Here is a 26,978-nt window from a genome sequence, read left to right as displayed (position 1 = left end):
ATGCCATAGGCAAAAAATCATCGGTGCCAGAACATGGTCATTCATATGGAGGAGGAGTGGAGAGCCTATCTTCTGCAGCGCGCGGAAAGCAGCGTTTATCAGGGGGAATATTTCTGGCATTCTCTTTCCTGCGAGGAGAAGCTTTGTGCTGAAGCAGTCCTTGGGCTTTTGGAGGACATTAGAGGAGGGGAAGCAGAGAGGGCAGAGCTGGCGTGGATTGGTTTCTGGTATTTGCTTTACCGGGGTTTCCAGGAAATTTACAACTTTTTTAAAGGCGCCTCCCATACTTCCTTTCAGAGAATGTGCGCTCTGGCAAAAACAAAACAAAGGGAACAGCTTTCAGGACTGGGATATCTTTGTATAGAATTTTTATTTGCAGAGGAATTAGAGGTAGAAATAGAAAAAAACGGGACATACTCTCTTTTATACACCTGTATGAAAAATTGTGAAGAGCTTTGGCGCAGCAGAAAAGGGCGTTAAAACTTTGTCAAAAACTATTGAAAAATAATTCGAAACAAGGTACAATTATACTCGGCAGAAATTGGTTTTACTAATGTAGCACAATACAGTGAATCGGTGAAAATTTCTGCACAAAGACCGGATAAGGCTCACAGTGATAGTGCAGAAATCCCGGTAAACAGCAGGCGGATTGTGCTTTTGCTGTGAAAAATAAATTTAAGATGGAGGGCTGAACAATGAGTAGTACAGCACAAACCTTAGCGAGTAAGAGAATTAACTCTTTACTTGATGAGAACAGCTTTGTTGAAATCGGCGGCTATGTAACAGCCAGAAACACAGATTTCAACTTATCTGAAAAAGAAACACCGGCAGACGGCGTCATTACCGGATACGGTGTCATTGACGGTAGCCTGGTATATGTGTACAGCCAGGACGCCTCCGTGTTAAACGGTTCCATTGGTGAAATGCATGCAAAGAAAATTGCAAATCTGTACGATTTAGCCATGAAGACAGGCGCACCGATTATCGGTCTGCTTGACTGTGCAGGCTTAAGACTGCAGGAAGCAACAGATGCATTAAACGCTTTTGGCGAAATTTACACAAAACAGGTTATGGCATCTGGTGTGATTCCTCAGATTACAGGAATTTTCGGTACCTGTGGCGGCGGACTTGCAGTCGTTCCGGCTTTGACAGACTTTACATTTATGGAAGACACAAAGGGAAGACTGTTTGTAAACTCCCCGAATGCACTGGAAGGAAATGAAATTTCCAAATGTGATACTTCAAGCGCTGCATACCAGAGCGAGCATGCAGGTCTTGTAGACGTTCTGGGAAGCGAAGAAGAAATTTTAGGACAGATGAGAACCCTGGTTTCCATGTTGCCTTCTAACTTTGAAGACAATTCATCCTATGTAGACTGCACAGATGACTTAAATCGTATTTGTCCGGAACTGGAAAACTGTGTGGGAGATACCTCTATTGCACTTTCCCAGATTGCAGACAATCAGGAATTCTTTGAAGTAAAAGCAGCTTATGCAAAAGACATGGTAACAGGATTTATCCGTTTAAACGGTGCAACGGTAGGCTGTGTTGCAAACAGAAGCGAAGTTTACAACCAAGAGGGCGAAAAGACAGAAACCTTTGAAAATGTATTATCCGCAAGAGGCTGTAAAAAAGCCGCTGAATTTGTAAAATTCTGTGATGCATTTGAAATCCCTGTTCTGACTCTTACCAATGTAAAAGGATACAAGGCTACAAAATGCTCTGAGTCCAATATGGCAAGAAATGCAGCAGAGCTGACAAACGCATTTATCAGTGCAACCGTTCCAAAGGTAAACATTGTAATCGGAGAAGCTTTCGGAAGCGCTTACCTTACTATGAACAGCAAATCCACTGGTGCGGACATGGTATTTGCATGGCCGAATGCACAGATTGGTATGATGGACGCAAAACTGGCTGCAAAGATTATGTATGCAGATGCAGATGCAGCTACGATTAATGAAAAAGCAGCAGAATATGCGATGTTGCAGTCCAGCGCTCTTTCCGCAGCAAAGAGAGGCTATGTGGACACCATTATTGAGGCTGAGGACACAAGAAAGTATGTAATTGGTGCATTTGAAATGTTATTCACCAAGAGAGAAGACCGCCCAAGCAAGAAACATGGCACAGTTTAAGCAAGGGGGAGATGATATGAAACAGAGATGGAAAAAAATAGGCAGTTTAGTATCAATCGGTGTTCTGGTATTTTCCCTGTCCGCATGCGGTCAGACAAAAGATGAAATCAATGCCAAGGTGCAGGATAATCTTTACCAGGGGACAGTCGGTACTGTTCAGGCTCTGGTACAGTATGATAAGGCAACTATAGAACAGTCTATAGAAGAAAATCCGAACATGGACGACTTCACAAAAAATGCCTTCACTTCCTGGGCTGATTCCTTAGAAGAGCTGGGCGCTTTCGTGGAAATCAAAGAAGCTGATGCCGAAGATGTTATAAAGAAGGACGGAAGCAAATACGTTGTTACTTTACAGGCAGAGTTTGAAAACAGAGATGCTACCGTAGAAATGGTATATGACGGCAAATTAAACGCAGAAAGCGTTGGCTTCAGTGCAAATTATACAATGGGCGAAAAGATGAAGGATGCTGTCATGAATGCTGTTGTAGGTCTTGCAACTGTATTTATCATGCTGATTTTCTTAAGCTTTGTGATTTCTTTGATGAAATATGTACCAAAGCTGGAAGCAGCTCTGAGTAAAAAGAAAACTCCGGAAACAGCACCTGCTCCTGCGCCTGCTCCGGTACAGGAAGTTGTTCCTCAGGCAGAAGAAGAGCTGGTTGATGACGGAGCTTTAGTGGCAGTGATTGCGGCAGCGATTGCAGCAGCAGAAAATACGTCCACAGACAGCTTTGTGGTACGTTCGATCAGAAAATCAAACAGAAGAAGCTGGAAATAGCTTTATTGGTAGGAGGAAAGAAATATGAAATCTTATACAATTACAGTAAATGGCGTTGCATATGATGTAACCGTAGAAGAAGGAAACGGAAACGCTGCACCTGCAGCAGCACCTAAGGCAGCACCTAAGGCTGCTCCAAAAGCAGCACCGGCTGCAAAACCTGCAGCAGCAGCGGCAGCAGGCGCTATTGAGGTTAAGGCATCTGTTCCTGGTAAAGTATGCAAAATCGAAGCAAATGTAGGACAGGCTTTAAAAGCCGGTGATCCGATTGTAATTCTGGAAGCTATGAAAATGGAAATTCCGGTTGTTGCACCTCAGGACGGTACACTTGCAAGCGTAAACGTAGCTGTTGGCGATGCAGTAGAAAACGGTGCTGTACTGGCATCTATGAACTAGAATTTGCATACCATGTAAATTCCCAAGAAACGGGCAGAAATGCCTGTGAATGACGAAATAAATGGGAGGTAAAAAAATGTCTAACATTGCAGATACAGTGTCAAACCTGATTGGGCAGACAGCTTTTATGAATCTGACATGGGGCAATCTGATTATGATTTTAGTAGCATTTGTATTTTTATTCCTTGCTATTAAAATGGGATTTGAACCGCTTTTGCTGGTGCCAATTGCTTTTGGTATGCTTTTGGTAAATATCTATCCTGATATTATGGCCAGCGCAGAAGAAACATCCAACGGCGTAGCCGGACTTCTTCACATTTTCTATATTCTTGATGAGTGGAGTGTGCTCCCATCTCTGATTTTCCTTGGTGTAGGCGCCATGACAGACTTCGGTCCTCTGATTGCCAACCCAAAGAGCTTCTTAATGGGTGCAGCAGCACAGCTTGGTATCTATGTTGCATACTTCCTGGCAATCTTCATGGGCTTCAACGGAAAAGCAGCAGCAGCAATTTCCATTATCGGTGGTGCAGACGGTCCGACTTCTATCTTCCTGGCTGGTAAGCTTGGACAGACCGGACTCATGGGCGCAATTGCCGTAGCGGCATATTCCTATATGTCCCTGGTACCGATTATTCAGCCGCCAATCATGAAGCTTCTGACAACAGAAGAAGAAAGAAAAATCAAAATGGAACAGCTTCGTCCGGTATCCAAACTGGAAAAAATCCTGTTCCCGATTATCATCACCGTTGTTGTTTGTCTGATTCTTCCTACAACAGCGCCGCTTGTTGGTATGCTGATGCTGGGTAACCTGTTCCGTGAATCAGGCGTTGTAAAACAGCTTTCAGAAACAGCTTCCAATGCGCTTATGTACATCGTTGTTATCCTTCTGGGTACTTCCGTAGGTGCTGCAACAAGTGCTGAGGCATTCTTAAAAGTAGATACTCTGAAAATTGTAGCATTAGGTCTGGCAGCCTTTGCCTTTGGTACGGCCGGCGGTGTGCTTCTGGGTAAACTCATGTGCAAGCTGACTCATGGCAAGATTAACCCGCTGATTGGTTCTGCAGGTGTATCCGCAGTTCCCATGGCAGCCCGTGTATCCCAGAAAGTGGGTGCAGAAGCAGACCCGACCAACTTCCTGCTCATGCATGCAATGGGACCAAATGTTGCCGGTGTTATCGGTACAGCCGTAGCAGCAGGTACTTTCATGGCTATCTTTGGTGTATAAACCAAGAAATATAAATGGAGGAAAAAAAGATGGCAGACGTAGTAAAGAAACCAATTAAAATTACTGAAACAATTCTGCGTGACGCACATCAATCTCTGATTGCAACAAGAATGACAACAGAGCAGATGATGCCAATCGTAGAAAAACTGGATAAAGTCGGCTACCATTCCGTAGAGTGCTGGGGTGGAGCTACCTTTGATGCTTCCCTGCGTTTCTTAAAGGAAGATCCATGGGAAAGACTTCGTAAATTCCGTGATGGCTTTAAAAATACAAAATTGCAGATGTTATTCCGTGGACAGAACATTTTAGGTTACCGTCCATACGCGGATGACGTAGTAGAATACTTTGTGCAGAAATCTATTGCAAACGGTATTGATATCATTCGTATTTTCGACTGTTTAAATGACCTTCGCAATCTGCAGACAGCAGTAAAGGCAGCAAACAAAGAAAAAGGGCATGCACAGGTTGCTCTGTCTTATACTCTGGGTGACGCCTATACTCTGGACTACTGGGTAGATATGGCGAAAAAGGTTGAGGATATGGGTGCAAACTCCATCTGTATCAAAGATATGGCTGGTTTATTGCTTCCATATAAAGCAACAGAGCTTGTAACAGCATTAAAAGAAGCGGTTGATATTCCGATTCAGCTTCATACACACTATACCTCAGGAGTTGCTTCCATGACTTACTTAAAAGCAGTAGAAGCAGGCGTAGATGTTATTGATACAGCTATGTCACCATTTGCACTGGGAACATCTCAGCCGGCAACAGAGGTTATGGTTGAAACCTTTAAGGGAACACCTTATGATACAGGCTTTGATCAGCAGTTATTGGCAGAAATCGCTGATTACTTCCGTCCAATCCGTGACGAGGCATTAGACAGCGGTCTGTTAAATCCGAAGAACCTGGGTGTAAACATTAAGACACTGTTATATCAGGTACCGGGCGGTATGCTTTCCAATCTGACATCTCAGTTAAAAGAACAGCATGCAGAAGACAAGTTCTACGATGTTCTGGAAGAGGTTCCGAGAGTTCGTAAAGACCTTGGTGAACCGCCTCTGGTTACCCCATCTTCCCAGATTGTGGGTACACAGGCTGTATTTAACGTTATCATGGGCGAACGCTACAAAATGGTAACAAAAGAAACAAAAGATGTATTAAGCGGAAAATACGGTGCAACAGTAAAACCGTTTGATAAAGAAGTACAGAAAAAATGTATTGGTGATGCAGAAGTTATCACCTGCCGTCCTGCGGATTTACTTCAGCCGGAACTGGATACCTTGAGAGGCGAAATGGCGCAGTGGTCCGAACAGGAGGAAGACGTACTGTCTTACGCACTGTTCCCACAGGTTGCTACAGACTTCTTCAAATACAGAGAAGCACAGCAGACTAAGGTAGATCCAAAGGAAGCGGATACAGAAAACGGAGCTTATCCGGTATAAATAGCATTGTCCAAGCAGAGTAAAAAAGGCGAAGGCTCAGATACCCTTTAAGGGGTGTCCGGGCCTTCGCTTTTTCGTTTTATGGGAAAGCGGGTTCTGTGAGAAAGAGAGAACTGAAAATTTTTGCTGAAACTTTTTCTTTTTTGTGCTATGATAAAAGATATGTGAAAGAATCAGCAAAGAGGGGTCAGAAGATGAACAATACAGAGCATCTGCTCAGTAAGATGAACATGCAGTATCAGAATTTCAGTAAAGGACAGAAAAAACTGGCTGCCTATATTAAAGAAAACTATGATAAGGCTGCGTTTCTCACGGCTGCAAAGCTGGGGGAAACGGTAGGAGTCAGCGAGTCTACGGTAGTTCGATTTGCCATTTATCTGGGCTATAAGGGCTATCCGGAGTTTCAGAGAGAGCTGGAAGAACTGGTACGGAACAAATTAAATTCCATACAGAGAATGGAGATTACCTATGGAAAGGTGCCGCAGTCTGAGATTCTGGATACGGTGCTGCATTCCGACATTGAAAAGATTAAGATGACTATGGAGGCAGTAGATCACGAGGCTTTTGAGCTGGCTGTGGAAACCATTCTGCAGGCACGGAATATCTATGTTGTGGGAATCCGAAGCTGTGCGCCTCTGGCAGGATTTCTGGCTTTTTATCTGAATCTTATCTGTGATGGTGTGCGGCTTTTAAATACCAACAGTTCCAGCGAGCTGTTTGAGCAGATGATTCGCATTGGGGAGGAAGATGTAATTATTGGCATCAGCTTCCCGCGATATTCCATGAGAACTTTAAAAGCTTTGGAATTTGCCAACAACAGAAATGCAAAGGTGATTACTCTGACAGACAGTATCCATTCTCCCATGAATCTGTATTCCTCCTGCAATCTCATTGCAAGAAGCGATATGGCGTCTATTGTGGATTCCCTGGTTGCACCTTTAAGCGTTATCAACGCATTGGTTGTAGCGCTCAGTATGCGGAAGCAAAAGGAGGTTGTGGAAACCCTGGGTTCGCTGGAAAAAATCTGGGACGAATATCAGGTATACAACAAAGATGAGATTAATCTGGCAGACAATCACGAGATTGAATTGAAAAAAATGGAAATACCCCCAAAATCCAGGGATTAAAGGAGTGTTTTATGGCTAAAATAATCATTATAGGAGGCGGCGCCGCAGGAATGGCAGCAGCGGTCTTTCTTGGCGGGCAAAAGCATCAGGTACACCTCTTTGAAAAAAATGAAAAACTGGGGAAAAAGCTGTTTATTACAGGAAAGGGGCGCTGCAATATTACCAATTCCTGTGACGAGGAAACTTTTTTCCGTTCTGTGGTAAGCAATCCCAAATTTCTTTACAGCGCTTTTTATAACTATACCAATCAGGACACGATTGCCTTTTTCAAAAGTCTGGGACTGGCCGTAAAGGAGGAAAGAGGCGGCAGAATCTTTCCGGTGTCAGATCATTCTTCTGATGTGATTAAGGCTTTAGAGCAGCGCATGAAGGCTTTAGACGTAAAAATACATTTAAAGAGCAAGGTAGTAAAGGTGCTGACAGAGCTTTCTGATGAAGGGGAAGGAAAGGTAAAAGGTGTACTTTTGGAGAATGGAGCAGAAATTACAGGAGATCGGGTACTTGTGGCAACCGGAGGCTGCTCTTATCAGGCAACCGGCTCTACAGGAGATGGATATACCTTTGCCAGAGAAACCAACCACAGAGTGACTGAGCTTCGTCCTGCCCTGGTTCCTATAGAAACAAAAGAGGACTATATAAAGGAGATGCAGGGACTGGCTCTGAAAAATGTCCGGTTTACAGTAAAAGACGGGAAAAAGGTGCTGTATGACGAATTCGGAGAGCTTTTGTTTACCCATTTCGGAATTTCAGGTCCTCTGGTTTTAACTGCCAGCTCTCAAATCGGAAAGAAGCTGGAGAAAAAGGAACTACGGGCATTTTTGGATTTAAAGGCAGCGCTTTCAGAGGAACAGTTGGACACACGGCTTTTGCGGGAGTTTGAAAACGGAAAAAATAAGCAGTTTAAAAATGTGATTACCGGTATGTTTCCGGCAAAGCTCTATCCAATCATACTGTCCCTTGGTGGCATTTCTCCGGAAAAGAAGGTCAATGAGATTACAAAAGAGGAACGGCGGGAATTTATCCGGGTTGTGAAACATTTTCCTATGACGCTTACCAAACTACGGGAATTTCGGGAGGCTATTATTACTCAGGGCGGTGTCAGTGTAAAGGAAATCAATCCGAAAAATATGGAATCCAAAAAAGTAAAGGGACTTTTCTTTATTGGAGAAGTTCTGGATTTAGATGCTGTGACAGGAGGCTTTAACCTTCAGATTGCCTGGTCTACGGCAAAGGCAGCAGCAGAGGAAAATTTTGAATAAACCAAAAGGAGAAAAAACATGTCAGTAAATATAGCCATTGACGGACCGGCAGGAGCCGGAAAAAGCACCATAGCAAAGGCTGTGGCAAAGGAACTGGAATTTATTTATGTAGATACAGGAGCCATGTATCGCGCCATGGCGCTGCATCTTTTAAGACAAAATATTGCACCAGGAGAAGAAGACAAAATGGACGCTGCCTGTGAAAATGCAGAAATTTCCATTGTATATGAGGACGGTGCCCAGCAGGTATTGTTAAACGGAGAAAATGTAACTGCCTCTCTTCGGAAGGAAGAGGTGGGAAATATGGCATCTGTCAGCTCTGCAAGACCCAGAATAAGAGAAAAGCTGGTAGAGCTTCAACGTGTACTGGCAGCAAAGGCAGACGTGGTTATGGACGGAAGGGATATCGGAACCTGTGTGCTTCCTGATGCTGATGTCAAGATTTATCTCACAGCCAGCGCCCATACCAGAGCTTTACGCAGATGCCGGGAACTGGAGGAAAAAGGGATTTCCTGTGTTTTAGAGGAAATAGAAGCAGACATCAATGACAGAGATCACAGGGATATGACAAGAGAAATTTCCCCCCTTCGCCAGGCAGAGGACGCCATACTGGTAGATTCTTCTCAGATGACCATTGAGGAGGTCAAAGCAGAGATTATTCGTCTGTACCGGGAAAGTCGGAAATAATGCCAAAAGAAAGTGGGAAAAGCGTATGGAAGTAAAGGTTGCAAAAACAGCCGGTTTTTGTTTTGGAGTAAAGCGGGCAGTAGAAAAGGCTTATGAGGTGGCAGAGCAAAGGCAGGGAGAAGTTTATACCTATGGTCCTATTATCCACAATGAAGAAGTGGTGGCAGATCTGGCGAACAAAGGCGTTCAGGTGCTGGAAACAGAAAATGAACTGCGGAAACTGGAAAAAGGAACCGTGATTATCCGTTCCCATGGAGTGCCGAAATACATTTATGAACTTCTGAAGGAAAAGCATTTGGACTATGTGGACGTTACCTGTCCTTTTGTTCTAAAAATTCACAGAATTGTGGAAGAAGAGAGCAAAAAGGGCAGACATATTGTAATTGTGGGAAATGCAGAACACCCGGAGGTGGCAGGAATTAAAGGCTGGTGCCGGGGCGACTGTACGGTGTTAAAAACCAAGGAAGAGGCCAGAAATTTCCTGGAAAAAGGCTATGAAAAGGTGTGTGTTGTGTCCCAGACGACATTTAATTACAATAATTTTCAAGAAATAGTTGAAATTTTGAGCGAAAAGCGTTATGATAGGCTTGTTATAAATACGATTTGTAATGCAACACAAGACAGACAGTCTGAAGCAGAAGAAATCGCTAAGCAAGTAGATACCATGATTGTCGTGGGAGGAAAGCATAGCTCCAATACTCAGAAGCTATATGAAATTTGTAAAAGCGAATGTGAAAATACTTATTATATACAGACACTTGCTGACTTGGATTCTGATAGTTTCCGATCCGTTCAATGTGTAGGTATTACAGCAGGGGCTTCAACCCCAAATAAAATAATTGAGGAGGTTTCAAAACATGTCAGAATTAAGTTTTGAACAAATGCTGGAAGAAACATTTAAAACAATCAGGAATGGAGAGGTAGTCGAAGGTACAGTTATCGATGTGAAAGAAGACCAGATTATTCTTAACATTGATTATAAAGCTGACGGCATTATTACCAGAAGCGAATATTCTAATGACCAGAACTTAGACCTCAGAACCGTTGCACAGCCAGGTGATACTATGGAGGCAAAAGTCCTGAAATTAAATGATGGAGATGGACAGGTTCTCTTAACATATAAGAGATTGGCTGCTGACAAAGGAAATAAGCGACTGGAAGAAGCATTTGAAAATAAAGAAGTATTGACAGCAAAAGTAAATCAGGTATTAGACGGGGGATTAAGCGTACTTGTAGAAGAAGCAAGAGTATTTATCCCTGCAAGTTTGGTTTCTGATACTTATGAAAAAGACCTGACAAAATATCAGGATCAGGAAATTGAATTTGTAATCACAGAGTTCAACCCAAGAAGACGCCGTGTAATCGGTGACAGAAAACAGCTTCTTGTAGCAAAGAAAGAAGAACTGAAGAAAGAACTTTTCGAAAAAATCCATGCAGGCGATGTAGTGGAAGGAACGATTAAAAACGTAACAGACTTTGGTGCATTCATTGACCTTGGTGGCGCTGACGGACTTCTTCACATTTCTGAAATGTCATGGGGAAGAGTTGAAAATCCGAAAAAAGTATTTAAAGCAGGGGATAAGATTACTGTTCTGATTAAAGAAATCAATGGAGATAAAATTGCATTAAGCCTGAAATTCGAGGATCAGAATCCATGGTTGCATGCAGCTGAAAAATATGCAGTAGGAAATGTGGTAGAAGGTAAAATTGCCCGTATGACAGATTTCGGTGCATTTATCGAGTTAGAGCCAGGTGTAGACGCTCTGCTTCATGTATCCCAGATTTCCAGAGCTCATGTAGAAAAACCATCTGATGTATTAAAGGTAGGACAGGTTGTTTCTGCAAAGGTTGTTGATTTCAACGAAGAAGAAAAGAAAATCAGCCTGAGCATGAAAGTTCTTGAACCAGCTCAGGAAGAAGAAGCAGTAGAAGAATAAGACAAGTGTAAGTCCTTAAAAAACAGCCCTCACTTTTTAGTGATGGCTGTTTTTAAAATTCCATGAATAAAAGAATACAGAGCCTGTGGGGAGGAAGTTTCAAAAGGCCAGAGTGCATATCGCTCCCTGGAGGTATACTGTTCCTGTAAAAGTGGAAGACTGGGAGAACCGGGGGCATATACAAAACATCCGGATACTTTTTTACAGCAGTTGTGTGCCTTTGCTTTTTCTCTCCGGCTTTTGTCCAGAAACTGTGCCACACTTTTATGTACGGCTTCCTCTTCGTAGGGAAGATAGTAATAATTCTGATAATCAGGATAATAGTATTTTAGTGTGCCTTCATAGAGAGGCATTTTTATTTTTACTTTATGGTTTCGCACAGTAATGTAACAAAAGGGCAGAGAAGCAGAAAGAAGGGCGCTAACCGAGTGATTGAGTTGCAGCGTAAACAAGAGTTTCCGAAGCGGAGTTCCGTTTAAGTCTGTTTCTGTCACTTCTTCTGTCTGTTCTATAGTATATTCCTGATTTAAAAGCTGTCGGAGATTTCCGAGATTCAGGAGAGAAATCATGCCTTTCAGGTCATCGCTGTTGTGCAGGAGAAGGAGTCGCAAAAGCTCCTTGCTGGGAGATTTTACATAGTTTTGATAAAATTTTATCATTTCCTTGCCGGATAACTGGTCTTTTCTGGGATAGGAAACCAGGGATTCAAAGTCCTTTTGTCTGTGTCCCGGCATTTGCCTGAAAAAGCAGGGCATACGCAAAAGCTCCCGATATAAATCAATCTGTTCCATTTTTTCAAAAGAAGGAGTTACCTGAAGTTTTTGGCTTCTGTGTAGAAGATAAGGGATGTCAAAGGAGCTTCCGTTAAAGTGTATCAGGTATTTTCTGGAGGAAGCAATACAGTAAAATGCCTCTAAAAGGCGGATTTCTTCCTTATCTTCCCCACTTTCTGCCAAAAGCTGGCACAGCTCAAAATCCTTGCTGTTTTCTTTTTGAAAAAGCATTCCAATCAGAAAGACCCGGCTGTTTTTGGGGCTGAGCCCTGTGGTTTCAATATCAAAAAAGAGAAAATCAGCAGGATTGGAATCCGGAGAAAAAAAACCGGATTTTAACTCTGGTGATAATGTACAGAGAATTTGTGTATTTGTTATCATTTTAACAAAATCCTTTCAAATTGTTCTTGAAATAGTACGAAAAATTACTAAAAAATTCTAGTGATTTTTGCAAAATAATGTTATATTATATAACGAAGGAGAAAAGCATGAATATTACAATTGCAGGAGTATCTCTATATTATATCATAAGCTGGTTTTTTATCTACAGCTTTTTAGGCTGGGTATGGGAATCTGCTTATGTGTCCGTGAAAAAAGGGAAGCCGGTGAACAGAGGGTTTATTAACGGTCCTCTGTGTACGATTTACGGTGCAGGTGCAGTCAGCGTATATCTGATTATGAAGCCCTTTGCTGGAAATCTGCTGATTCTCTATGTGGGCGGTGTGTTCACTGCTACGCTTCTGGAGCTGGTAACTGGCTGGCTTATGGAACGAATCTTCCATACCAGATGGTGGGATTACAGCAGGCAGAAATTTAATTTTCACGGATACATATGCCTGGGGGCTTCTCTGGGCTGGGGTGTATTCACCATACTGCTGTTTCATGTTTTCCAGCCTTTTGTTTCCTGGCTTACAGGACTGTATCCGAAATCTGTGGGAACAGTGGCGCTTTGCATTGTTGTGGTTTTGTATATTATTGATTTTGCTACATCAGCAGCTGCAGCATTCGGACTCAGCAAGACCTTTGCAGGAGTGGAGGATATGCTGGAGGATCTCACCGCTTATCTGCATACAACCAGGGTTTACGAAACAAGGGAGGAAATCAGAGAAAAGCTGGAATCTGCCCGAAATTATCGCCATGTACAGGATTCTCTGGCATGGCTGTCTGACAGAAGGCAGGAGGTTTTGGAACATTTTGAGAACCTGGTGCAGGACAGAAGACTTTTGGATGCAGAGAACTATATGGAACGGAAGCAGGAGTTGGAACAGCGTTTTGATGAATTTGTAAAAAAATATACAGATATTCGAAAAAAACAGAATGGAATCAGGAATCGTATGGTCTGCGCGTATCCTGAGCTGAAGAACCAATTCAGAACTTACAGAGAAAAACATGAGAAAAAGCAGACAAAGTGACAGTATGAGCATAATCAGAGGTGTCTGGTTATCCATAAATAAAGGAGGGACAAAATATGGCGTTTTTAACCTTTAAGGGTGGTGTTCACCCTTACGATGGAAAAGAACTGTCCAAAGAAAAGCCTGTTCGGGAATATCTCCCCGGCAAAGAGTTGGTATATCCACTTTCTCAACACATCGGCGCACCGGCGCAGCCGATTGTAAAGAAAGGAGATCATGTACTGGCAGGCCAGAAAATTGCAGAAATGGGAGGCTTTGTTTCTGCACCTGTTCATGCTTCTGTATCAGGAGTTGTGAAGGAAATTAAAAAAGTCAGAAATAATGTAGGCGCTATGGTAGATGCCATTGTGATTGAAAACGATGAAAAATACGAAACCGTTACATTTTCCCCAGCCTCATCTCTGGAGGCTCTTACAAAGGAAGAGATTGTATCCAGAATCAAGGAGGGCGGTGTAGTTGGTATGGGAGGCGCAGGCTTTCCTACCCATGTAAAGCTTTCTCCAAAAGAACCGGATAAGATTGAATATGTGCTGGTAAACGGTGCAGAATGTGAGCCTTATCTGACTTCTGACTATCGCCGTATATTAGAGCAGCCGGAATGGATTATCAAAGGGCTGAAGTGTATTTTAAAGTTGTTTGACAATGCAAAGGGCTATATCTGTATTGAAGATAACAAGCCTGACTGTATTGCAAAAATCAGCGAATTGGTAAAAGAGGAACCAAGGATTGAGGTCAGTACCTTAAAAACCAAATATCCTCAGGGCGCAGAGCGATGCCTGATTGCGGCAGTCAGCGGAAGAGAAATCAATTCTTCCATGCTTCCTGCAGATGCTGGCTGCGTAGTAGATAACGTAGATACCGTCTGTGCGGTTTACCGGGCTGTTATGAAGGGTGAGCCTGTTATGGACCGAATTGTCACCATAACAGGAGATGCAGTGGCAGAGCCGTGTAATTTAAAGGCGCGCACAGGTACGTCTTTTGCTGAGCTTTTAGAAGCAGCCGGAGGACTGAAGGGTTCTGCAGAAAAGATTATTTCCGGCGGTCCTATGATGGGGTTTGCCATGTTTGATTATCATGTGCCTGTAGTAAAGACTTCCTCTGCTCTTTTGTGCATGACAAAGGACGAGGTTTCTGCCAATGAGCCTACAGCGTGCATTAACTGCGGAAGATGCGTCACAGCCTGTCCGGCGCGGTTGATTCCGTCCAGACTGGCAACTTATTCAGAGCATGGACAGGAGGAACTGTTTGTAAAATATCATGGTATGGAGTGTGTGGAGTGCGGCTGCTGCAGCTTTGCCTGTCCGGCAAAACGTCCGCTGACCCAGTCTATGCGTTCCATGAGAAAAATGGTTCTGGCTAACCGCAGAAAACCCAAGTAGGAGGAGAAAATCATGAGTGACTTGTTACATGTTTCATCTTCCCCTCATGTAAGGTCGAAGGTGGATACCAGCAGCATTATGCTGACTGTATTTCTGGCATTGATGCCAGCAGCATTGGTGGGAATTTATAATTTTGGACCAAATGCTCTTTTGCTGATTCTGATATCTATTGCCGTATCCGTGGCAACAGAAGCAGTTTATGAAAAAATTGTACATAAGAAACTGACAATCAAAGACTTCAGTGCAGCCGTTACCGGTCTTTTGCTGGCTCTGAACCTGCCTCCAAATGCCCCATGGTGGATTCCGGTTATCGGCAGTGTGTTTGCAATTTTAATTGTAAAGCAGCTTTTCGGCGGTCTGGGACAGAATTTTATGAACCCTGCTTTAGCTGCCAGATGTTTTCTTTTGATTTCTTTTACAGGAAGAATGACAAATTTCGCTGTGCCGGACAACGCATGGGGAAATGTTACGGATACGGTATCCGGTGCAACTCCTCTGGCAGCATTAAAGGCAGGCGAGAGCGTGGACTGGGTAAGCCTGTTTTTCGGTAATGTGCAGGGAACCATTGGGGAAACCTCAGCCCTTGCAATTCTAATCGGTGCAGCCATTCTTCTGGTAAGAGGCATTATTGATCTGCGGATTCCGCTGACTTATATCGGTACCTTTGCCGTATTTGTTCTTTTGTTTGGAGGACATGGACTGGATTTGAATTATCTGCTTTGCCATCTCTTTGGCGGCGGTCTGATGCTGGGTGCATGGTTTATGGCAACCGATTATGTAACGACACCGATTACCAAAAGAGGACAGCTTGTATACGGTGTCTGTCTTGGTATTTTTACCGGACTTTTCCGTATTTTCGGCGGTTCTGCAGAGGGTGTTTCCTATGCCATTATTTTCTGTAACCTGTTAGTGCCGTTAATTGAACGTTTTACAATGCCGGCAGCTTTCGGAATGGGAGGGAAAAAAGCATGAAAAAGAACACCATTTTAAAAGATGCCCTGGTACTGACACTGATTACCCTGGCAGCAGGAGGGCTTCTGGGGCTGGTCTATGAGGTGACAAAAGATCCCATTGCCCAGCAGGCAGAAAAAGAAAAACAGGAAGCCTATAAGGCTGTATTTCAAGATGCGGATTCCTTTGAAGTCTGTGTGGAAGCGGAAGATGCAGAGATTGCAGCTTATCTTTCAGAAAATGGTTTCCAGGCGCAGAGCGTCAATGAGGTTATGGAGGCAAAGGACGCTTCCGGAGAAACGATTGGCTATGCTATTAACATGACAACCTCAGAAGGTTACGGCGGCGACATCAGCTTTTCCATGGGTGTGACGCTGGAAGGAACCTTAAATGGCATTTCCATTCTGGATATCAATGAAACAGCCGGTCTTGGTATGAATGCCACAAAAGAGGAATTTAAAGGTCAGTTTGCTGATAAACAGGCCGAGTCCTTTGAGGTGACAAAAACAGGCGCAGCGGCAGAGAATGAAATCAATGCCATAAGCGGCGCGACCATTACCTCAAAAGCTGTAACAGGTGGAGTTAATGCAGGACTTTGCGCTTTTGAATATGTAAAGGAGGGAGAATAAGATGAAAGCAAATTCAGCAGGTGAGCGTCTTTACAACGGTATCATCAAAGAAAACCCGACTTTCGTTCTGGTGCTGGGTATGTGTCCTACGCTGGCAGTTACCACAGCGGCTATAAACGGAATCGGCATGGGGCTTACCACCACTGTGGTGCTGGCTCTTTCTAACCTTTTCATTTCACTCCTGAGAAATGTGATTCCTGACAAGGTGCGTATGCCGGCCTATATTGTAATTGTTGCATCTTTTGTAACCATGGTGCAGCTTCTTTTACAGGGCTTTATTCCTGCCCTTTACGATGCCCTCGGAATTTATATTCCTCTGATTGTAGTAAACTGTATTATTCTGGGAAGAGCGGAATCCTATGCTTCCAAAAACGGTCCGGTTTCCTCTATTTTTGACGGGATCGGTATGGGACTTGGATTTACTCTGTCCATTACCATTTTAGCAGCTTTTCGTGAACTTATTGGGGCAGGAACTGTATTTGGATTTCAGGTGATGCCTTCTGCCTATGAACCGGCGACCATCTTTATTTTAGCGCCTGGCGCATTCTTTGTACTGGCATTTCTGGCAGCAATCCGTGCAAAAATGCAGGATAAAAAGCCAAAAGAAGAGCAGAAACCGGTACATTGTATGGAGGGCGGCTGTGCTTCCTGTGGAAATGAAGGCTGCAGCGGAAAATTTTATGACAATCGGGTGAAAAAGTAAGGGGGACAGAACATGAAAGAATTACTTATTATAGCAGTAGGAGCAGCCGTGGTAAACAATGTTGTTCTGAGCCAGTTCCTCGGTCTTTGCCCCTTCTTCGGCGTATCTAAGAAGATTGAAACAGCGGCAGGTATGGGAGGCGCGGTTATTTTCGTTATTACCCTGTCTTCACTGGTAACCAGTCTGATTTATCAGTTTATTTTAACGCCGCTTCATATGGAGTATATGCAGACCATTGTGTTTATTCTGGTTATTGCAGCTCTGGTACAGTTTGTGGAAATGTTTTTAAAGAAGTCTATGCCTGCGCTCTATCAGAGCCTGGGTGTATACCTTCCTCTGATTACTACAAACTGTGCAGTTTTAGGTGTTGCTGTTATTAATGTACAGAAATCCTACAACGTATTGCAGGGAACCGTAAATGGTTTTGCAACAGCTCTTGGCTTTACCATTGCCATTGTGCTTATGGCGGGTCTTCGTGAAAAAATGGAATACAACGATGTTCCGAAATATTTCCAGGGCTTTCCTATGGTACTTCTGACAGCAGGTTTAATGGCCATTGCGTTTTTCGGTTTTTCAGGAATTATATAAGGAGGCATAGACTATGATAACAGGTATTATCATTGCGGCAGTCCTGGTAGGGGGCGTAGGTCTTTTTATCGGACTTTTCCTGGGAGTTGCCGGAAAGAAATTTGCAGTAGAAGTAGATGAAAAGGAAGTACAGGTAAGAGAAGAACTGCCGGGAAATAACTGCGGCGGCTGCGGTTATCCGGGCTGTGACGGTCTGGCGGCAGCCATTGCCAAGGGTGAGGCTCCAGTGAATGCCTGTCCGGTAGGCGGTCCTGCAGCAGCGGCAAAGATTGCGGCAATTATGGGACAGGAAGCAGGCGAGGCAGTGCGTATGACAGCCTTTGTAAAATGTGCAGGGGATTGTGAAAAGGCAGGAAAGAGCTATGAATATACAGGAGTGCAGGATTGTAAAATGGCGGCGCTTATGCAGAACGGAGGTTCCAAAACCTGTTCATACGGCTGTCTGGGTTATGGTTCCTGTGTAAAAGCATGTGCTTTTGACGCCATTCATATTGTAAATGGCATTGCTGTGGTAGACAAAGAAAAATGTAAAGCCTGCGGCAAATGTGTGACAGAGTGTCCGAAAAAGCTCATTGAGCTGATTCCTTATAATCAGAAACAGGCAGTGTCCTGTAATTCTAAGGATAAAGGAAAAGCAGTGATGAATGCATGTCAGGTGGGCTGCATTGGCTGTAAGAAATGCGAAAAGGAATGCCCAAAGGGGGCTATTACCGTAGTGGACAATGTGGCACATATTGACTCTGAAAAATGTGTGAACTGCGGTATCTGCAAAAAGACATGTCCGAGAAATATTATTAAGTAGAAAATATACAGCAAAAGAGTTGTTCTTCGGAACAGCTCTTTTTTGCGAACACATATTTGCATTTTTTCCTTTCCTGTGATAAGATAAAACCCAATGAATCAGACAGGAGAGCTTTATGAAGAAAAAAGATGGCGTTTTGATAGGTGGAATTTTGCTTCTTGCCCTTCTTTGCTGGCTGGTGCCAAAGGGACAGCGCTTTTTTGATAAGAACAGACAAACAGAAGTTAAAATTACCGTAGGCGGAGAGGTGTACGGCACCTATTCCTTAGAAGACGACAGGATTATTGAGATTCAGGATACCAATATCTGTGAAATCAAAGATAAAACGGTGAAGATGACAGAGGCAAGCTGCCCGGATCATGTGTGTATTCGCCAGGGAATTATTGATGAGCGAGGAGAAACTATTGTGTGTCTGCCCAATAAGGTGGTTGTAGAGATTGCAGCAAAGGACAACGCTGCACAGGGGCTTGACGCTGTTGTAAAATAAAAGGAGAGAGAACGATTAATATAAAAACAGGAAAAACAGCATGGCTGGGGCTTATGGCAGCCCTTGCCATTATTTTCGGATATGTAGAAATGCTTTTGCCTGTGTTTGTCACAATCCCGGGCATGAAGTTGGGACTGGCAAACCTGGTAACGGTCTTTGTGCTGTATACTTACAGAACAAAAGAGGCGGCTATTATTTCTCTTATCCGTATTGTGGTTATTGGGTTTCTTTTTGCCAACCTGTTTTCGATTTTGTACAGTCTGGCAGGGGCAGCGCTGAGCCTTTTGTGTATGGCAGGAGCAAAGCGCTTTCTCGGATTTTCTGTGGTAGGCGTCAGTATTTTAGGAGGCGTGACACATAATCTGGGGCAATTGATTGTAGCTGCTCTTGTGGTAGAAAATGGAAACGTATTTTACTATTTTCCGGCGCTTCTGATTTCCGGTCTGGTAACTGGAGCCCTTATCGGAATTGTGGCAGGGGAAATCTTAAAGAGAACAGCAGGAAGGAAGCATGTATGATAGCATATATAAAAGGTACAGTAGAGGAAATTTTAGAGGACAGAATTATTTTGGAAGCTCAGAACATGGGGTATAATATTTTTATGCCCATGGCAAGTGTGGATTCTGTTCTGTATGCAGGCAAGGAAGCAAAAATATATACTTATTTAAATGTAAGGGAAGATGCCATGCAGCTTTTTGGATTTCTTACAAGAGATGATTTGAATACCTTTAAGCTGCTTTTAAGTGTAAACGGTATTGGTCCTAAAGCAGCCCTTGGAATCCTCTCCGGGCTATCTGCAGACGAGCTGCGCTTTGCAGTGCTGGCAGATGATGTAAAGACCATATCCAAGGCTCCGGGTATTGGAAAAAAGACAGCGCAGAAGCTGATTCTGGAGTTGAAGGACAAGCTGGATCTGCAGGAAGCATTCCAGTTAAAGAGTCAGCATGTACAGGAGGCGGACAGCGACCTGGCAGATTTGTCTGATATGAGAAAGGAGGCCGTAGAGGCGCTTGCCGCTCTCGGTTATTCCGGGGCAGATGCCCTGCGGGCAGTAAAAAAGGTGGAGCTTACAGCAGATATGAATGTAGAGGCGCTTTTGAAGGCAGCTTTAAAAAACATGTTCTAAGAGGCGGAGAAGATCATGGAAAAGAGAATTATTACAACCGATGTCATGGAAGAAGATTTGCGGACAGAGGGAAATTTGCGCCCTCAGTTTCTGGCTGATTATATTGGACAGGAAAAAGCAAAGAGCAATTTGAAAATTTATATTGAAGCAGCAAAGCAAAGAGGCGATGCCCTGGATCATGTGCTTTTTTACGGACCTCCGGGTCTTGGAAAAACCACACTTGCAGGAATTATTGCCAATGAAATGGGTGTACATATGAAGGTTACCAGTGGACCTGCCATTGAAAAACCGGGAGAAATGGCGGCTATTTTAAATAACCTGCAGGAAAATGATGTGCTGTTTGTAGATGAAATCCACAGGCTGAACCGTCAGGTGGAGGAAGTGCTGTATCCGGCCATGGAAGATTATGCCATTGATATTATGATTGGAAAGGGGGCAACTGCCCGCTCTATTCGCCTGGATTTGCCGAAATTCACCCTGGTAGGGGCAACAACAAGGGCAGGGCTTCTGACCGCGCCCTTGCGGGATCGTTTTGGCGTGGTACACCATCTGGAATTCTATACAGAGGAGGAGCTGCAGACCATTATTCTCCATTCTGCAAAAGTGTTGGGCGTGGAAACAGACAGGGACGGCGCTCTGGAGATGGCAAAGCGCTCCAGAGGAACCCCGCGTCTTGCCAACCGGTTGTTAAAGAGGGTGCGGGATTTTGCACAGGTAAAGTACAACGGGAAAATTACAAAAGAAGTGGCGGATTTTGCCCTGGATTTGCTGGAGGTGGACAAGTATGGCTTAGATCAGACGGACCGTCTGCTTTTAACCACCATTATTGAGAGGTTCTCAGGCGGCCCTGTGGGGCTGGATACTCTGGCCGCAGCAGTGGGAGAGGACGCGGGAACCATTGAAGATGTGTATGAACCTTATCTGATTAAAAACGGTTTTCTGCTGCGGACTCCAAGGGGAAGAGCTGTGACAGAGCTGACGTATCATCATCTGGGAATAAATTAATGGTTGTTTTTCCCGAAAATTCGATTATAATAAACATAGGAATGTAGAAAAGGCAGGAGGAACCAGATGGCAGTGAAGAATACAACCCAGGTACTGATTGGCGGTAAAATCATTACCTTGAGCGGTTATGAGAGCGAAGAATACCTGCAAAAGGTTGCAAATTATATGAACAATAAAATGACTGAGTTGGGTCAGATTCCGGGATACAGCAGACAGGCGCAGGAAACCAGACATACGCTTTTAAGCCTGAACATTGCAGACGACTATTTCAAGGCAAAAAGACAGGCCGAGATGTTTGAGGAAGAGTTGGAAGCAAAGGATCGGGAAATGTATGACTTAAAACATGATCTGATTAACGGTCAGGTGGAGCTTGAACGGCTACAGAAGGACGGAGAGGAAAAAACTGTGGAAATAAGTTCTTTGCAGGCAAAGATAGAGGAGCTGGAACAGGAGCTGGACGAGCTTTTAAAAGAATAAAACAGGGAAAGCTGGAAGGGGTGGGCATTTTTGTTTCGCCCCTTTGTATTTTACAGGAAAGGAACAATATGAGAGCAGAATTATTAGCGCCGGCAGGCTCTTATGAGGGGCTGCAGGCTGTGATACAGGCAGGGGCTGATGCTGTGTATATTGGCGGAACTATGTTCGGCGCCCGTGCCTATGCCAAAAATCCTGAAAAAGAGGAGATGCTGGAGGCCATTGATTATGCCCACGTGCATGGAAAGCAGATTTACCTTACCGTGAATACGCTTTTGAAAAATCAGGAGCTGTATGGAGAGTTGTACGACTTTCTGGCGCCTTATTATGAGCAAGGTGTGGACGCAGTGATTGTACAGGACTTGGGTGTGCTTTCCTTTATAAAGAGAGAATTTCCCAATCTGGAACTTCATGCCAGTACGCAGATGGCAATTACAGGTCCAAAGAGTGCCGGACTGTTAAAGGAAGCCGGAGTTTCCAGGATTGTTACGGCAAGGGAGCTTTCTTTAAAGGAAATTCGTTGTATTTATGAGGAAACCGGGGTGGAGATAGAGAGCTTTGTCCATGGCGCTCTTTGTTACTGTTATTCCGGTATGTGTCTTTTCAGCAGCCTGCTGGGCGGCAGAAGCGGAAACAGGGGACGGTGCGCCCAGCCCTGCCGCCTGCCCTATACGGCTTTAGAGAAGGGAAACCGGATAAGCAGGCAGGAGCAGTCCTATCTTTTAAGCCCAAAGGATATGTGTACCATAGATATTCTGCCGGAAATTCTGGAGGCAAGGGTTTATTCCCTGAAAATTGAGGGCAGAATGAAGAAGCCGGAGTATGCAGCAGGGGTAACTGCCATATACCGGAAATACCTGGATTTGTATTTAAAAGGAAACCGTGCTTATGAGGTAGAACAGGCAGACAGGCAGGAACTTCTGGATTTGTATCAAAGAGATGGGTTTCATAAGGGGTATTATTATACCCACAATGGTGGGGAAATGATTGCCTCCTTTAACGAAAAGGAGCAGAATCGCAAACAGAATAAGGTGGGAAAGCGAAACGAGGTTCTTTTTGAAAGACTGAAAAAGCAATATCTGGACACAAAAAAACAAGAAAAAATTAATGGAAATTTAATCCTGTTTGCAGATACACCTGCTATACTGGATTTAGATTTTCAAGATGTCCATGTGCAGGTGCAGGGCGATGTGGTAGAAAAGGCGCAGAAACGGCCTTTACTTGCTGAACGGGTACGCCAGCAGATGGAAAAGACAGGACAGACGCCCTTTGTATTTGATACACTGGAGATTCTCACAGACGAAGCGGGCTTTCTGCCCATGCAGAGTCTGAATGAACTAAGACGCAGGGGGCTTTCTAAGCTGCAGCAGCAGTATCTGACCCGATATCGAAGAGAACATCTAAAGAGAAAAGGGACAGAGGAGCCTTTTGAAAAAAGAGTAAAAGAACAAAAAACAGAGCCTCTTAAGCTGTATGTGTCTGTAGAAGAAAAGAAGCAGTGGCAGACTGCCCTGAAACAGAAGGAAGTAACGGGAATCTACTGCAGCATGTCCATGCTTGAACAAAATCGTTTCCTACAGGACGCCCTTCTTCTGGCAGAGGAAACCCACAGGGCAGGAAAAGAAATTTATCTGACGCTTCCTTATATGCTTCGGGAAGGAAAAATGGACGGTATGGAACCTGCAATAAAAGAGCTTGCACAAAAAACAGAAGGATTTCTGGCGAGAAATCTGGAAGAGCTGGGATATTTAAAGGAGCTGGGACTTTTGGAAAAGACAGTTACAGATTTCTCGGTATACAGCTTTAATAATGAAGCAGAGGCTTTTCTTGAAAATCTGAAGGTAAAGAGAACCACCATGCCTTTGGAGTTAAATGGCAGTGAAATCCGCCACAGGTATCATGAAAACAGTGAAATGATTGTGTACGGCTTTTATCCCATGATGGTTTCTGCCCAGTGTGTGAAAAAGACCTGCGGGCGCTGCGACCGTAAATCAGGGGAAGTGCAGTTAAAGGACAGATACGGACAGGAGTTTACAACAAAGTGCTTCTGTGATTTCTGCTACAATGTGATTTACAACAGTATTCCCACAGGGCTTCTGGAAGAAGCAGAGCAGATTAAAAATCTGAATTTTCCGGCAGTGCGTATGAATTTTACAAAAGAAACACCGGAGCGTATGCGGGAGCTTTTGGAAGTATTTGCAGAGGCGTATCTGACAGAGGGAAAAAACAGGAAAAAGAAAGACACGGAGAAACTGTCCGGATTCACAAAGGGACATTTTAAACGTGGCGTAGAGTAGGTGAAAAAGTGCTTAATATTATTATTGAACTTTCAAAATATCTGATTTTGATACTGATTGCGCTCTATACTTTTGAGAGCTTTACAGTATTTAAGTATGAAGATGACTATGACAAACGGTATATTTTAAGAAAACAGCTTCTGTTAATTATATTTATGGATTTTACCGCTTTTCTGGTGATTTTTCTGAAGGAGGAAAAGCTGGAAATCCTGTATCTGTTTGGGGCATTACTTTTGTATCTTTTGCTGGTGCAGGGGCTTTATCGCCTGTGCTATAAGAAGGCATCCATCCTTCTTTTGAATCATATGTGCATGTTGCTGTCCATTGGTTTTATTATGCTGACCAGGCTGTCACCGGATTCAGCGAAACGGCAGTTTCTGATTGTAGCGGTGGCTACGGTGATTGCCATGATTGTCCCTATTCTGATTAAGAAAATGTACTTTCTGAAAATGTGGACCTGGTTTTATGCAGCAGCAGGTCTGGGGCTTTTGCTGATTGTGCTTTTGTTCGGAGCCAATGTAAACGGTGCGAAAATCAATATTAATCTGGGGTTTTTTGTGTTCCAGCCCTCAGAATTTGTAAAGATTATTTTTGTATTTTTTGTTGCCAGCAGACTGTATAAAAAGAGCGCCCAGTTCAAAGACCATGTGATTACCACCATTGTGGCGGCCGTGCATGTACTGGTGCTGGTGCTTTCCAGGGATTTGGGAAGTGCAGTGGTATTTTTTATTACTTATGTGGTCATGCTTTATGTGGCAACTAAAAAGCCTTTTTACCTGGTGGCAGGACTGGGAAGCGGATCTTTGGCAGCCGTGATTGCCTATTTCCTCTTTTCCCATGTGCGGCAGAGAGTTGTGGCATGGAAGGCACCCTTTTCTGTATATGAAAACGAAGGGTATCAGATTGTACAGGGGCTTTTTGCCATTGGAGCAGGAGGCTGGTTTGGTCTGGGGCTTTGTCAGGGTTCTCCGGAAATGATTCCCTTTGTAAAGCAGGACTATATGTTTGCAGCAATCTGTGAAGAATTGGGAGGATTATTTGCCATTTGTATGATTCTTATCTGTATGAGTATGTTCCTTCTGGTAGTCAATATATCTCTGCGGATTAAAAAACGTTTCTATAAACTTATTGCCCTGGGTCTGGGTACAGAATATGCATTTCAGGTATTCCTTACCATCGGAGGTGTGAGCAAATTTATTCCTATGACGGGTATCACTCTTCCTCTGGTGAGCTATGGAGGAAGTTCTGCGCTCAGCACCATTATTATGCTGGCGATTATTCAGGGTCTGTATATTTTAAGAGAAGACGAGGACGAGGAAGTTGAAAGACAAAGATAGAAAAAGTACAAAACAGCGTCAGAAAGAAGAACAGAGAACACAGAAAAGGAAAAGAAAGGCAAAACGTGCCAGAAACAGGGAATATACCATTATCAGCTATTTCTTTGTAGTGATTTTTATTTCCCTGATAGGCTATATGGTATATTTTAATGTGGCAAAACGGGAAGAGGTAAACAGCAGCCCTTACAATACCCGCCAGAATCAGATGGAGGATCGGATTTTAAGAGGCGGCATCTATTCTGCAGACGGACTGGTGCTGGCAAATACCGAAACTGATGAGGCTGGAAATGAAACTCGTGTATATCCATATGGAAATATGTTTGCTCATGTGGTAGGCTATGACAGCCATGGAAAAAACGGGATTGAGGCTCTTGCCAATTTTTCTCTTATGACTTCGCACAACAATTATATTGACCAGGTACAAAATGAAATTCTGGAAAAGAAAAATCCGGGTGATAATGTGATTACCACTTTAAACACCAGGCTGCAGGAGGTTGCTTACAATGCACTGGGGGGCTATAATGGAGCTGTGGTTGTACTAAATCCCAAGACAGGGGCTGTGCTGGCATCTGTCAGCAAGCCGGATTTTAATCCCAATACGCTAAGTGCGGACTGGGAGTATCTGGTCAGTGATTCCAGTAACAGCAGCCTTCTAAACAGGGCAACCCAGGGGGCGTATCCTCCGGGATCCGTTTTTAAAGTTGTAGACGCCCTTGCTTATCTGAGGCAAAACGGAACGATTGATAACTTTTCCTATAACTGTAGTGGCAGCATTACCGTAGATGGGCATACCATTCCCTGTTTTGGCGGAGAAGTACACGGAACAGAGGACTTTACTACTGCTTTTGCAGAGTCCTGTAACACAGCCTTTACCCAGATGGGACTTGACCTGGGCGGCAGCAATCTGCAGAAAACCGCAGAGGACTTGCTGTTTAACAAAAAACTGCCTATTCCCATTGAATATGCCAAGAGTAAATTTGAACTTGGAAGCACACCGGGCAACCCGCTGTTAATGCAGACTTCCATTGGACAGGGGAATACTCTGGTATCCCCTATGCATATGGCTTTGATTACCAGCGCTATTGCTAATAACGGGAAGCTGATGCAGCCTTACTACATTGAGCGCGTAGAAACAGTAAACGGTACAACGGTAAAAAGTACAAAGCCGTCTGTGTATAAGGAACTGATGACAGAGAGTGAAGCCAATACCTTGAAAACACTTATGGCAGAGGTGGTAAACAGAGGGACCGGTACACAGCTTTCCGGAGAAAGTTATTCTGCAGCAGGAAAGACAGGTTCAGCAGAATATTACGGCTCGGACGGAAGTATTAAGACGCATTCCTGGTTTATCGGTTTTTCCAATGTGGAGAATCCGGATTTGGCGATAGCTGTGATTGCAGAGGGTGCAGGAACCGGAAGCACGGTGGCTGTACCGGTGGCTCATGAAATTTTCAATGCTTTTTATTATGGTTAAGCTGGTTGTTGCACTTGTCTGAAAAAAGAGGTATACTACCAATAAAGAAACACAACGCAGGCACCAAAGGGTGCTTTAAGCAGGAGGATTTGCAAAATGATTGAAGCAACAAGCTGTGGCGGAGTGGTAATATATCGGGGAAAAATACTGACCTTGTATAAGTCCTACAAGCATAAATATGAAGGCTGGGTGCTGCCAAAGGGAACGGTAGAGGAAGGCGAGGACTATAAGGACACAGCGCTGCGAGAGGTAAAGGAAGAAGCCGGAGTGACAGCAACCATTATGAAATATGTGGGAAAAAGCCAGTATAGTTTTTGTATACCGGAGGATACTGTAGAAAAAGAGGTATATTGGTATCTCATGTCTGCGGGAAGTTATTTTAGCAGACCCCAGAAAGAAGAATACTTTGTGGATTCCGGTTTCTACAAATTTCACGAGGCTTACCACCTTTTACGCTTTTCGAATGAAAAGCAGATTTTGGAAAAAGCTTACAATGAATACCTGGATTTGAAAAAAGCAAATCTGTGGGGAAACCGGAAGTATTTTTGATCCGGTTCA

General features: G+C 43.8%; 28 protein-coding genes. 27 read left to right on the top strand and 1 reads right to left on the bottom strand.

Annotated features, from left to right (window positions below; genetic code table 11):
* Positions 1-33: 33 nt before the first annotated feature.
* The 11 genes from DQQ01_RS10175 (at position 34) to rpsA (ending at position 10,983) form a co-directional block, all read left to right on the top strand.
* On the top strand, positions 34-480 hold the full coding sequence (locus tag DQQ01_RS10175) for a hypothetical protein (RefSeq protein WP_111919944.1): 447 nt from the start codon (positions 34-36) through the stop codon (positions 478-480).
* A gap of 215 nt (positions 481-695) precedes the next feature.
* Positions 696-2,132 carry an acyl-CoA carboxylase subunit beta gene (locus DQQ01_RS10170; protein ID WP_111919943.1) on the top strand — a complete coding sequence of 479 codons (1,437 nt, stop codon included), beginning with the start codon at positions 696-698 and terminating at the stop codon, positions 2,130-2,132.
* A 16-nt stretch (positions 2,133-2,148) separates the two neighbouring features.
* Positions 2,149-2,910 carry an OadG family transporter subunit gene (locus DQQ01_RS10165; RefSeq protein WP_111920896.1) on the top strand — a complete coding sequence of 254 codons (762 nt, stop codon included), beginning with the start codon at positions 2,149-2,151 and terminating at the stop codon, positions 2,908-2,910.
* 24 nt (positions 2,911-2,934) lie between these two features.
* Entirely contained in the window at positions 2,935-3,306 is a 372-nt protein-coding gene (locus tag DQQ01_RS10160; RefSeq protein ID WP_111919942.1) for an acyl-CoA carboxylase biotin carboxyl carrier protein subunit, read from the top strand.
* Between the two features lie 76 nt (positions 3,307-3,382).
* A complete protein-coding gene (locus tag DQQ01_RS10155) occupies positions 3,383-4,531 on the top strand; it encodes a sodium ion-translocating decarboxylase subunit beta (protein WP_111919941.1) in 1,149 nt (382 codons plus the stop codon).
* Positions 4,532-4,560: 29 nt separating this feature from the next.
* Positions 4,561-5,973 (top strand): oxaloacetate decarboxylase subunit alpha, encoded by a 1,413-nt coding sequence (locus DQQ01_RS10150; RefSeq protein ID WP_111920895.1) that lies wholly within the window; start codon positions 4,561-4,563, stop codon positions 5,971-5,973.
* 194 nt (positions 5,974-6,167) lie between these two features.
* Entirely contained in the window at positions 6,168-7,100 is a 933-nt protein-coding gene (locus tag DQQ01_RS10145) for a MurR/RpiR family transcriptional regulator (RefSeq protein ID WP_111920894.1), read from the top strand.
* Positions 7,101-7,111: 11 nt separating this feature from the next.
* Positions 7,112-8,359 carry a BaiN/RdsA family NAD(P)/FAD-dependent oxidoreductase gene (locus tag DQQ01_RS10140; RefSeq protein ID WP_111919940.1) on the top strand — a complete coding sequence of 416 codons (1,248 nt, stop codon included), beginning with the start codon at positions 7,112-7,114 and terminating at the stop codon, positions 8,357-8,359.
* A gap of 18 nt (positions 8,360-8,377) precedes the next feature.
* Positions 8,378-9,046, top strand: a complete 669-nt coding sequence (gene cmk, locus DQQ01_RS10135) for a (d)CMP kinase (RefSeq protein WP_111919939.1) — start codon at positions 8,378-8,380, stop codon at positions 9,044-9,046.
* A 25-nt stretch (positions 9,047-9,071) separates the two neighbouring features.
* Positions 9,072-9,923, top strand: coding sequence for a 4-hydroxy-3-methylbut-2-enyl diphosphate reductase (ispH, locus tag DQQ01_RS10130; protein ID WP_111919938.1), 852 nt, complete (start codon positions 9,072-9,074; stop codon positions 9,921-9,923).
* A complete protein-coding gene (gene rpsA / locus DQQ01_RS10125) occupies positions 9,904-10,983 on the top strand; it encodes a 30S ribosomal protein S1 (RefSeq protein WP_111919937.1) in 1,080 nt (359 codons plus the stop codon). Before ispH ends, rpsA begins: the two co-directional genes overlap by 20 nt.
* A 29-nt stretch (positions 10,984-11,012) precedes the next feature.
* Here rpsA and DQQ01_RS10120 read toward each other — a convergent pair whose 3' ends face one another.
* Positions 11,013-12,137 (bottom strand): ribonuclease H-like domain-containing protein, encoded by a 1,125-nt coding sequence (locus tag DQQ01_RS10120; protein ID WP_111919936.1) that lies wholly within the window; start codon positions 12,135-12,137, stop codon positions 11,013-11,015.
* Positions 12,138-12,244: 107 nt separating this feature from the next.
* Between DQQ01_RS10120 and DQQ01_RS10115 the strand changes: the two genes are divergently transcribed.
* The 16 genes from DQQ01_RS10115 (at position 12,245) to DQQ01_RS10040 (ending at position 26,969) form a co-directional block, all read left to right on the top strand.
* Positions 12,245-13,168, top strand: coding sequence for a putative ABC transporter permease (locus tag DQQ01_RS10115; protein WP_111919935.1), 924 nt, complete (start codon positions 12,245-12,247; stop codon positions 13,166-13,168).
* A 56-nt stretch (positions 13,169-13,224) separates the two neighbouring features.
* Positions 13,225-14,547 carry an electron transport complex subunit RsxC gene (rsxC, locus tag DQQ01_RS10110; protein WP_111919934.1) on the top strand — a complete coding sequence of 441 codons (1,323 nt, stop codon included), beginning with the start codon at positions 13,225-13,227 and terminating at the stop codon, positions 14,545-14,547.
* A gap of 12 nt (positions 14,548-14,559) precedes the next feature.
* Positions 14,560-15,519 (top strand): RnfABCDGE type electron transport complex subunit D, encoded by a 960-nt coding sequence (locus tag DQQ01_RS10105; protein WP_111919933.1) that lies wholly within the window; start codon positions 14,560-14,562, stop codon positions 15,517-15,519.
* Positions 15,516-16,127, top strand: coding sequence for an RnfABCDGE type electron transport complex subunit G (locus DQQ01_RS10100; protein ID WP_111919932.1), 612 nt, complete (start codon positions 15,516-15,518; stop codon positions 16,125-16,127). Before DQQ01_RS10105 ends, DQQ01_RS10100 begins: the two co-directional genes overlap by 4 nt.
* 1 nt (position 16,128) lies before the next feature.
* Positions 16,129-16,830, top strand: a complete 702-nt coding sequence (rsxE, locus tag DQQ01_RS10095) for an electron transport complex subunit RsxE (RefSeq protein WP_111919931.1) — start codon at positions 16,129-16,131, stop codon at positions 16,828-16,830.
* Between the two features lie 12 nt (positions 16,831-16,842).
* Entirely contained in the window at positions 16,843-17,418 is a 576-nt protein-coding gene (rsxA, locus tag DQQ01_RS10090) for an electron transport complex subunit RsxA (RefSeq protein WP_111919930.1), read from the top strand.
* Between the two features lie 13 nt (positions 17,419-17,431).
* A complete protein-coding gene (locus DQQ01_RS10085; protein ID WP_111919929.1) occupies positions 17,432-18,220 on the top strand; it encodes an RnfABCDGE type electron transport complex subunit B in 789 nt (262 codons plus the stop codon).
* A gap of 115 nt (positions 18,221-18,335) precedes the next feature.
* Entirely contained in the window at positions 18,336-18,707 is a 372-nt protein-coding gene (locus DQQ01_RS10080) for a NusG domain II-containing protein (RefSeq protein ID WP_111919928.1), read from the top strand.
* Between the two features lie 53 nt (positions 18,708-18,760).
* Entirely contained in the window at positions 18,761-19,225 is a 465-nt protein-coding gene (locus DQQ01_RS10075; RefSeq protein WP_111919927.1) for a Gx transporter family protein, read from the top strand.
* Positions 19,222-19,833: a Holliday junction branch migration protein RuvA gene (ruvA, locus tag DQQ01_RS10070; protein WP_111919926.1), complete on the top strand. Its 612-nt coding sequence runs from the start codon at positions 19,222-19,224 to the stop codon at positions 19,831-19,833. The genes DQQ01_RS10075 and ruvA overlap by 4 nt, the downstream gene beginning before the upstream one ends.
* A 15-nt stretch (positions 19,834-19,848) precedes the next feature.
* Positions 19,849-20,838 carry a Holliday junction branch migration DNA helicase RuvB gene (gene ruvB / locus DQQ01_RS10065; protein ID WP_111919925.1) on the top strand — a complete coding sequence of 330 codons (990 nt, stop codon included), beginning with the start codon at positions 19,849-19,851 and terminating at the stop codon, positions 20,836-20,838.
* Positions 20,839-20,904: 66 nt separating this feature from the next.
* Entirely contained in the window at positions 20,905-21,315 is a 411-nt protein-coding gene (locus DQQ01_RS10060) for a cell division protein ZapA (RefSeq protein WP_111919924.1), read from the top strand.
* Between the two features lie 68 nt (positions 21,316-21,383).
* The gene (locus DQQ01_RS10055) at positions 21,384-23,609 is read left to right on the top strand and encodes a U32 family peptidase (protein ID WP_111919923.1); all 2,226 of its coding nucleotides are present in this window, start codon (positions 21,384-21,386) and stop codon (positions 23,607-23,609) included.
* Positions 23,610-23,617: 8 nt separating this feature from the next.
* Positions 23,618-24,946, top strand: a complete 1,329-nt coding sequence (locus DQQ01_RS10050) for an FtsW/RodA/SpoVE family cell cycle protein (protein ID WP_111919922.1) — start codon at positions 23,618-23,620, stop codon at positions 24,944-24,946.
* Positions 24,930-26,420: a peptidoglycan D,D-transpeptidase FtsI family protein gene (locus DQQ01_RS10045; protein ID WP_111919921.1), complete on the top strand. Its 1,491-nt coding sequence runs from the start codon at positions 24,930-24,932 to the stop codon at positions 26,418-26,420. Before DQQ01_RS10050 ends, DQQ01_RS10045 begins: the two co-directional genes overlap by 17 nt.
* Positions 26,421-26,516: 96 nt before the next feature.
* Positions 26,517-26,969 carry an NUDIX hydrolase gene (locus DQQ01_RS10040; RefSeq protein WP_111919920.1) on the top strand — a complete coding sequence of 151 codons (453 nt, stop codon included), beginning with the start codon at positions 26,517-26,519 and terminating at the stop codon, positions 26,967-26,969.
* The last annotated feature ends 9 nt before the right edge of the window (positions 26,970-26,978 follow it).

Origin of the sequence: Blautia argi (assembly GCF_003287895.1) — a bacterium.
In the GTDB taxonomy this organism is placed as follows: Bacteria; Bacillota; Clostridia; order Lachnospirales; family Lachnospiraceae; genus Blautia; species Blautia argi.
This window is presented reverse-complemented; position numbering and strand designations above follow the sequence as displayed.

Coding starts and splice junctions, on each gene's coding strand:
- DQQ01_RS10100 (WP_111919932.1), top strand. CDS start 15,516: ATGAAAAAGAACACCATTTTAAAAGATGCCCTGGTACTGACACTGATT.
- ispH (WP_111919938.1), top strand. CDS start 9,072: ATGGAAGTAAAGGTTGCAAAAACAGCCGGTTTTTGTTTTGGAGTAAAG.
- cmk (WP_111919939.1), top strand. CDS start 8,378: ATGTCAGTAAATATAGCCATTGACGGACCGGCAGGAGCCGGAAAAAGC.
- DQQ01_RS10170 (WP_111919943.1), top strand. CDS start 696: ATGAGTAGTACAGCACAAACCTTAGCGAGTAAGAGAATTAACTCTTTA.
- DQQ01_RS10150 (WP_111920895.1), top strand. CDS start 4,561: ATGGCAGACGTAGTAAAGAAACCAATTAAAATTACTGAAACAATTCTG.
- DQQ01_RS10055 (WP_111919923.1), top strand. CDS start 21,384: ATGAGAGCAGAATTATTAGCGCCGGCAGGCTCTTATGAGGGGCTGCAG.
- rsxC (WP_111919934.1), top strand. CDS start 13,225: ATGGCGTTTTTAACCTTTAAGGGTGGTGTTCACCCTTACGATGGAAAA.
- DQQ01_RS10075 (WP_111919927.1), top strand. CDS start 18,761: ATGGCAGCCCTTGCCATTATTTTCGGATATGTAGAAATGCTTTTGCCT.
- DQQ01_RS10040 (WP_111919920.1), top strand. CDS start 26,517: ATGATTGAAGCAACAAGCTGTGGCGGAGTGGTAATATATCGGGGAAAA.
- DQQ01_RS10155 (WP_111919941.1), top strand. CDS start 3,383: ATGTCTAACATTGCAGATACAGTGTCAAACCTGATTGGGCAGACAGCT.
- DQQ01_RS10120 (WP_111919936.1), bottom strand. CDS start 12,137: ATGATAACAAATACACAAATTCTCTGTACATTATCACCAGAGTTAAAA.
- DQQ01_RS10105 (WP_111919933.1), top strand. CDS start 14,560: ATGAGTGACTTGTTACATGTTTCATCTTCCCCTCATGTAAGGTCGAAG.
- ruvA (WP_111919926.1), top strand. CDS start 19,222: ATGATAGCATATATAAAAGGTACAGTAGAGGAAATTTTAGAGGACAGA.
- DQQ01_RS10165 (WP_111920896.1), top strand. CDS start 2,149: ATGAAACAGAGATGGAAAAAAATAGGCAGTTTAGTATCAATCGGTGTT.
- DQQ01_RS10145 (WP_111920894.1), top strand. CDS start 6,168: ATGAACAATACAGAGCATCTGCTCAGTAAGATGAACATGCAGTATCAG.
- rsxA (WP_111919930.1), top strand. CDS start 16,843: ATGAAAGAATTACTTATTATAGCAGTAGGAGCAGCCGTGGTAAACAAT.
- DQQ01_RS10160 (WP_111919942.1), top strand. CDS start 2,935: ATGAAATCTTATACAATTACAGTAAATGGCGTTGCATATGATGTAACC.
- DQQ01_RS10085 (WP_111919929.1), top strand. CDS start 17,432: ATGATAACAGGTATTATCATTGCGGCAGTCCTGGTAGGGGGCGTAGGT.
- DQQ01_RS10115 (WP_111919935.1), top strand. CDS start 12,245: ATGAATATTACAATTGCAGGAGTATCTCTATATTATATCATAAGCTGG.
- DQQ01_RS10080 (WP_111919928.1), top strand. CDS start 18,336: ATGAAGAAAAAAGATGGCGTTTTGATAGGTGGAATTTTGCTTCTTGCC.
- ruvB (WP_111919925.1), top strand. CDS start 19,849: ATGGAAAAGAGAATTATTACAACCGATGTCATGGAAGAAGATTTGCGG.
- rsxE (WP_111919931.1), top strand. CDS start 16,129: ATGAAAGCAAATTCAGCAGGTGAGCGTCTTTACAACGGTATCATCAAA.
- rpsA (WP_111919937.1), top strand. CDS start 9,904: ATGTCAGAATTAAGTTTTGAACAAATGCTGGAAGAAACATTTAAAACA.
- DQQ01_RS10175 (WP_111919944.1), top strand. CDS start 34: ATGGTCATTCATATGGAGGAGGAGTGGAGAGCCTATCTTCTGCAGCGC.
- DQQ01_RS10060 (WP_111919924.1), top strand. CDS start 20,905: ATGGCAGTGAAGAATACAACCCAGGTACTGATTGGCGGTAAAATCATT.
- DQQ01_RS10140 (WP_111919940.1), top strand. CDS start 7,112: ATGGCTAAAATAATCATTATAGGAGGCGGCGCCGCAGGAATGGCAGCA.